The sequence below is a fragment of the Streptomyces sp. NPDC045701 genome, from assembly GCF_056432045.1.
The window spans coordinates 1-5,624 of record NZ_JBWKJV010000042.1 but is presented as its reverse complement, the minus strand read 5'-3'; the positions used below and the strand labels follow the sequence as shown (position 1 = coordinate 5,624).

Here is a 5,624-nt window from a genome sequence, read left to right as displayed (position 1 = left end):
ACGCAGGCCCTGCTTCTTGAGCGCCTTGGACAGCGCCGTCGACTCGGGCGTGACCGCCGGGACGTCGGCGAGCGTGCGGGGCACCGGGCGGGAGGCGGGGTCCGGGGCGTGGGACCAGATCAGGGCGTCCAGCTCGCCGGGCGCCCAGCCGGCCAGCACGCGCGCGTTGGCGAGGGACGCGTCGATCTTCGCGCGGTTGCGGATGATCCCGGTGTCGGCCAGGAGCCGGTCCCGGTCGGCGTCGGTGAACTTCGCGACCGCGGCGATCCGGAAGCCCGCGAACGCCCGGCGGAAGCCCTCGCGGCGGCGCAGGATCGTGATCCAGGACAAGCCCGACTGGAACGCCTCCAGGCACAGCCGCTCGAACAGGGCGTCGTCGCCGTGGACGGCGCGGCCCCACTCCTCGTCGTGGTACCGGACGTACTCCTCGGCGGACAGGCCCCACGGGCAGCGCGGCAGCCCGTCCGGACCGGGCACGGCCTCGCCGGTCACCGGTCCCGCTCCTCGTCCGGCGTCCGGCCGGGCTCGTCGTACGGGCCGGATCCGCCGGGCTCGTCGTACCGGCCGGATCCGCCGGGCCGCTCCTCGCGGGCTCCCGCCAGGGCGGCCTCCAGCTCGGCGATCCGCGCGTCCCGCTCGGCGAGCTCGGCGCCCAGCCGGCCCAGCACGTCGTCGACCTCCGCCATCCGGTAGCCCCGCGGGGCCAGGGGCAGCCGCAGCCCGTCGATGTCGGCACGGCCGACGGGCCGGGTCAGCGGCAGCTGGTCCACCGTGTGCTCGGGCGGCGCCTCGGGCAGCACCTCGCTCTCCCCGCCGCCGATCACGGCCAGAGTGACCGCGGCAACGACCACGACCATCGCTACAGCCAAGAACCAGAACACGACCGTGCCTCTCCACCGGGAGCGAAAACCCAACGGTGCCGATCGTGCCATGCGCCACCGAAGGCTAAGGTCGCAGGCGACCGAACGCGAGGAGGAGACACGGGATGCTGCGCTTGGGACGGCGTGAATTCGACGCGCACGAGCCGGTGATCATGGCGATCGTGAACCGGACCCCGGACTCCTTCTACGACCGGGGCGCCACGTTCCGCGACGAGCCGGCGCTCGCCCGGGTCGAGCAGGCGGTGGCCGAGGGCGCCGCCATCATCGACATCGGCGGGGTCAAGGCCGGTCCCGGGGAAGAGGTGACCGCCGAGGAGGAGGCGCGGCGCACGGTCGGTTTCGTGGCCGAGGTGCGGCGGCGGTTCCCCGACGTGGTGATCAGCGTCGACACCTGGCGGCACGACGTCGGCGAGGCCGTCTGCGAGGCGGGCGCCGACCTGCTGAACGACGCGTGGGGCGGCGTCGACCCGAAGCTCGCCGAGGTGGCCGCGCGGTACGGCGCGGGGCTGGTGTGCACGCACGCGGGCGGCGCGCGGCCGCGCACCCGGCCGCACCGGGTCGCGTACGACGACGTGATGGCGGACATCCTGCGGGTGACCGTCGGGCTGGCGGAGCGCGCGGTGGAGCTGGGCGTGCGCCGCGACGGCATCATGATCGACCCCGGCCACGACTTCGGGAAGAACACCCGGCACAGCCTGGAGGCGACCCGCCGGCTGGGCGAGATGACGGACACGGGCTGGCCGGTGCTGGTGTCGCTGTCCAACAAGGACTTCGTCGGCGAGACGCTCGACAAGCCGGTCAAGGAGCGGGTGCTGGGAACGCTCGCGACGACGGCCGTCTCGGCGTGGCTGGGCGCGCGGGTCTACCGCGTCCACGAGGTCGCCGAGACGAAGCAGGTGCTGGACATGGTGGCGTCCATCGCCGGGCACCGCCCCCCGGCGGTCGCCCGCCGGGGGTTGGCCTAGGTGTATTGACCCGCAGCGTTGTTGACACGGCTGATGGGCGGGTGTCCATCGAGTGCGGTGTGGCAGCGGTGATGGTTGTAGATGTGGAGGAAGTCTGCCAGGGCCGCTGTCCGCTCGTGGTTTGAGGTGTAGGGCCGTAGGTAGGCCCATTCGTCGAGGAGAGTGCGGTTGACGGCTCGCCGGTGGGCCGGTCGAGCCAGGCCAGACGGTTCAGGCCGCGCCGGAGAAGGATGCGGTGCACGGTCGAGGCGGGAAGGCCCAGGATCGGGCCGATCCGTGCCGGGCCGAGCTTGCGGTCGGTCCGCAGGCGGCAGACCCGGGCCTCGACCGCGGCGGGAGTCCGGTGCGGTGTCGTGCGGGGCCTGCTGGAACGGTCGTGCAGGCCCGCGTCGCCCTCGGTCCGCCAGCGACGGACCCATTTGTGGGCCGTGGGCCGGGAGATCCCCATCTCCGCAGCCACGTGCGCGACGGGACGGCCCGCCAGGACACGTTCGACCAGGATCCGCCTGCCGTGAACGGTCAGCCGGGCATTACGGTGGGACACGAAGACCTCCGTGCGGTGTAGTCCTAGACACCTCCACCACACCGGAGGTCTTCGCCATGATCAAGACCGCCGAGTGTCAACAACGCTCGTGATCAATACACCTAGGCCGTGTCCGTCAGGGGTGGCCGGGCCCCGTCTCCTTGGTGACCAGGGCGACCGCCTCGTCGACGTCGTCGGTGACGTGGAACAGCATCAGGTCGTGCTCCGACGCCTTGCCCTGGGCGATGACCGTGCCGCGGAGCCAGTCGACCAGCCCGGACCAGTACGCCGTGCCGAACAGCACGATCGGGAAGCGGGTGACCTTCCGCGTCTGGACCAGGGTCAGGGCCTCGAAAAGCTCGTCCAGGGTGCCGAGCCCGCCCGGCAGGACGACGAAGCCCTGGGCGTACTTGACGAACATCGTCTTCCGTACGAAGAAGTAGCGGAAGTTGACGCCGATGTCGACATGCGGGTTCAGGCCCTGCTCGAAGGGCAGCTCGATGCCGAGGCCCACCGACACGCCCTTGGCCTCCCGCGCTCCCTTGTTCGCCGCCTCCATGGCGCCGGGGCCGCCGCCGGTGATCACCGCGAAGCCGGCCTCGACCAGCGCCCGGCCGATGCGTACGCCCGCCTCGTACTCCGGCGTGCCCGCCCGGGTGCGGGCCGAGCCGAAGACGCTGATCGCGCTGGGCAGTTCGGCCAGCGCGCCGAAGCCCTCGACGAACTCCGACTGGATGCGCATGACGCGCCAGGGGTCGGTGTGGACCCACTCGGAGTCACCGGCGGTGTCCAGCAGCCGCTGATCGGTCGTGCCGGGCTGGACCTGCTCCCTGCGGCGCAGTACCGGCCCCAGCCGCTGCTCGGCCAGCGCTCGCAGTCCTTCGGCCTCGGCCTCGGGGTTGCCCATGATCCGCTCCCTCCGCTGAACATCGTTTCCCGCTCAGGGTAGGACGGAGGACGTGACAAAAGGCGAAATCACGGAGGTCAGGCAGTGAGCCAGTCGTACAGTCGCCGTTCACAGTGCGTGATCCTGTCGACGGCGACGTGCTCGTCCCGCTTGTGCGCGAAGAGCGCGTCACCGGGACCGTAGTTGACGGCGGGCACGCCCAGCGCGCTGAACCGCGACACGTCGGTCCAGCCGAACTTGGGCTGCGCGGTCCCGCCGACGGCCGCCATGAAGGCCGCGGCGGCGGGGTGCGACAGACCGGGCAGCGCGCCGCCGGTGTGGTCGTCGACCACGAACTCGTCGACGCCGCAGTCCGCGAACACCTCGCGCACATGGGCCTCGGCCTCCGCCATGGAGCGGTCGGGCGCGTAGCGGTAGTTGACGGTCACGGTGCACGCGTCGGGGATCACGTTGGTGGCGACCCCGCCCTCGATCCCGACGGCGTTGAGGCCCTCGTGGTACTCCAGCCCGTCGATCACCGGGCGGCGCGGCTCGTACGCGGCGAGCCTGGCGAGGATCGGGGCGGCGGCGTGGATGGCGTTGGACCCCATCCAGCTGCGCGCCGAGTGGGCCCGCTCGCCCTTGGTGCGCAGGTGGACCCGGAGCGTGCCCTGGCAGCCGCCCTCGACCTGGGCGTCGGAAGGCTCCAGCAGGACGGCGAAGTCGCCCTCCAGCCAGTCCGGGTGCGCCTCGGCGACGTGCCCGAGCCCGTTGAGGTGGGCGGCGACCTCCTCGTTGTCGTAGAAGACGAAGGTCAGGTCGCGGTTGGGGGCGGGGACGGTCGCGGCGATACGCAGCTGGACGGCGACCCCGGACTTCATGTCCGAGGTGCCGCAGCCCCACAGGACGCCGTCGTCGTCGAGCCGGGAGGGCACGTTGTCGGCGATCGGGACGGTGTCGATGTGTCCGGCCAGGACCACCCGCTCGGCCCGGCCCAGGTTCGTCCGGGCGACCACGTTGTTCCCGTGCCGGTCGACGGTCAGGTGCGGCAGCGTGCGCAGCGCCTGCTCGATCGCGTCGGCGAGGGGCTTCTCGGTGCCGCTGACCGAGGGGAGGTCGACGAGCGCGGCGGTCAGCGCCGGGCCGTCCTGCGTGAGGTCCAGCACGGTGGCGGGCATGGTCTCGGACATGGTGCCGAGCCTATCCCGGCCCTCCAGTACGGTGGGCTCCGTGTCCGAGTCCACCCGCCCCCGCCGCCCGAGGATCGCCGTCGCGCTCGCCGTGCTGCTGGCGCTGATCGGGTACGTCGTCGTGCGGAACGCGACCGGCGGCAAGGACGCCCCGCACTGCCTCGTGGGCAGCGGGAACAACACCTACCGGTTCACCCCCGAGCAGGCCTCCAACGCCGCGACGATCTCCGCGGTCGGGACGTCGCGCGGCATGCCCGAGCGGGCGGTCACCATCGCGCTGGCGACCGCCCTCCAGGAGTCGGCACTGCGCAACATCGGGTACGGCGACCGCGACTCGCTCGGCCTGTTCCAGCAGCGGCCCTCGCAGGGCTGGGGCACCGAGAAGCAGATCCTCGACCCGGTCTTCTCGGCCGGCAGGTTCTACGACCACCTCGCCGACGTGCCGGGCTACTCGCGGCTGCCGCTGACGGTGGCGGCGCAGCGCGTGCAGCGCAGCGGCTTCCCGCAGGCGTACGCCAAGCACGAGCCGGACGCCGCGCTGCTCGCCGCCGCGCTCACCGGGCGCTCCCCGGCGTCCCTGACGTGCACCACCGAGCGCGGGCCCGTGCGGGCCGGCGACCCGGCGAGGGTGCGGGCGGAGCTGAGGCGGGCGTTCGGCGAACTGCCCCCGGGCGGGGCCGCGCCCGACATCTCGGTACCGGTCCGGAACGTGGCCGCCGGGGCGTCCGGCCCCGGGGCCGTCACGACCGGCGGCGGTTCGCGCGGCGGCTGGGAGCGGGCGCAGTGGGCGGTGGCCCGGGCGGACGCCCTGGGGATCACGGAGGTGTCGTACGCGGGCCGGGTGTGGAGCGCGGCGGAGTCGGACGCCGGCTGGCGCACGACCGGTGGCGCGGCGCGCCCCGACGAGGTCCGCATCCGCGTCACGGGCGAGTAGGCCGCTGCGGCCGGTGGGGGCGGCGCGTGTCGCGGTCGCCGCTCGGCGTCGCCGTTCGCCCGGGGAGCGCCCGTCCGCCGCACGGCCGTGGGGGGAGCGGCGTACCCGCGGGGCGGGCGGGCAGCCGGGCGCCGTCGTTCAGGCGGAGTGGTCGCCGACCAGTTCGGCGCCGGTGGTGTGGGCGCCGCGGTCGGTGATCTCGCCGGCGACCCAGGCGTCCAGGCCCCGGTCCGCGAGGGTGGTCA

The 5,624-nt window shown here is 73.4% G+C and carries 6 protein-coding genes and 1 pseudogene; 2 read left to right on the top strand and 5 right to left on the bottom strand.

Features of this window, described 5'->3' with window-relative positions; genetic code table 11:
- Both AC07DW_RS28315 and AC07DW_RS28310 read right to left on the bottom strand, forming a co-directional pair.
- Window positions 1–492: DNA-3-methyladenine glycosylase I (locus tag AC07DW_RS28315; protein ID WP_478860510.1), on the bottom strand; the 492-nt coding region annotated here is incomplete at its 3' end.
- Window positions 489–857, bottom strand: a complete 369-nt coding sequence (locus AC07DW_RS28310) for a DivIVA domain-containing protein (protein WP_478860509.1) — start codon at window positions 855–857, stop codon at window positions 489–491. The genes AC07DW_RS28315 and AC07DW_RS28310, both read right to left, overlap by 4 nt.
- Before the next feature lie 128 nt (window positions 858–985).
- Between AC07DW_RS28310 and folP the strand changes: the two genes are divergently transcribed.
- Window positions 986–1,846 carry a dihydropteroate synthase gene (folP, locus tag AC07DW_RS28305; RefSeq protein ID WP_478860508.1) on the top strand — a complete coding sequence of 287 codons (861 nt, stop codon included), beginning with the start codon at window positions 986–988 and terminating at the stop codon, window positions 1,844–1,846.
- Here folP and AC07DW_RS28300 read toward each other — a convergent pair.
- The 3 genes and pseudogenes from AC07DW_RS28300 to dapE all read right to left on the bottom strand — a co-directional run bounded on the left by AC07DW_RS28300 (window position 1,843) and on the right by dapE (window position 4,433).
- Window positions 1,843–2,390, bottom strand: a pseudogene (locus AC07DW_RS28300) (helix-turn-helix domain-containing protein). The gene folP and the pseudogene AC07DW_RS28300 overlap by 4 nt on opposite strands.
- Before the next feature lie 115 nt (window positions 2,391–2,505).
- Window positions 2,506–3,276 (bottom strand): LOG family protein, encoded by a 771-nt coding sequence (locus tag AC07DW_RS28295; RefSeq protein WP_478860507.1) that lies wholly within the window; start codon window positions 3,274–3,276, stop codon window positions 2,506–2,508.
- A 77-nt stretch (window positions 3,277–3,353) separates the two neighbouring features.
- Window positions 3,354–4,433: a succinyl-diaminopimelate desuccinylase gene (gene dapE / locus AC07DW_RS28290; protein ID WP_478860539.1), complete on the bottom strand. Its 1,080-nt coding sequence runs from the start codon at window positions 4,431–4,433 to the stop codon at window positions 3,354–3,356.
- A 10-nt stretch (window positions 4,434–4,443) separates the two neighbouring features.
- Here dapE and AC07DW_RS28285 point away from each other — a divergent pair, with 10 nt between their 5' ends.
- A complete protein-coding gene (locus AC07DW_RS28285) occupies window positions 4,444–5,379 on the top strand; it encodes a VldE C-terminal domain-containing protein (protein WP_478860506.1) in 936 nt (311 codons plus the stop codon).
- Window positions 5,380–5,624 lie beyond the last annotated feature (245 nt).

Bases quoted from the DNA above. Each gene is read 5' to 3' on its own strand.
- folP (WP_478860508.1), top strand. From the start codon at position 986: ATGCTGCGCTTGGGACGGCGTGAATTCGACGCGCACGAGCCGGTGATC.
- AC07DW_RS28285 (WP_478860506.1), top strand. From the start codon at position 4,444: ATGGTGCCGAGCCTATCCCGGCCCTCCAGTACGGTGGGCTCCGTGTCC.
- dapE (WP_478860539.1), bottom strand. From the start codon at position 4,433: ATGCCCGCCACCGTGCTGGACCTCACGCAGGACGGCCCGGCGCTGACC.
- AC07DW_RS28295 (WP_478860507.1), bottom strand. From the start codon at position 3,276: ATGGGCAACCCCGAGGCCGAGGCCGAAGGACTGCGAGCGCTGGCCGAG.
- AC07DW_RS28310 (WP_478860509.1), bottom strand. From the start codon at position 857: ATGGTCGTGGTCGTTGCCGCGGTCACTCTGGCCGTGATCGGCGGCGGG.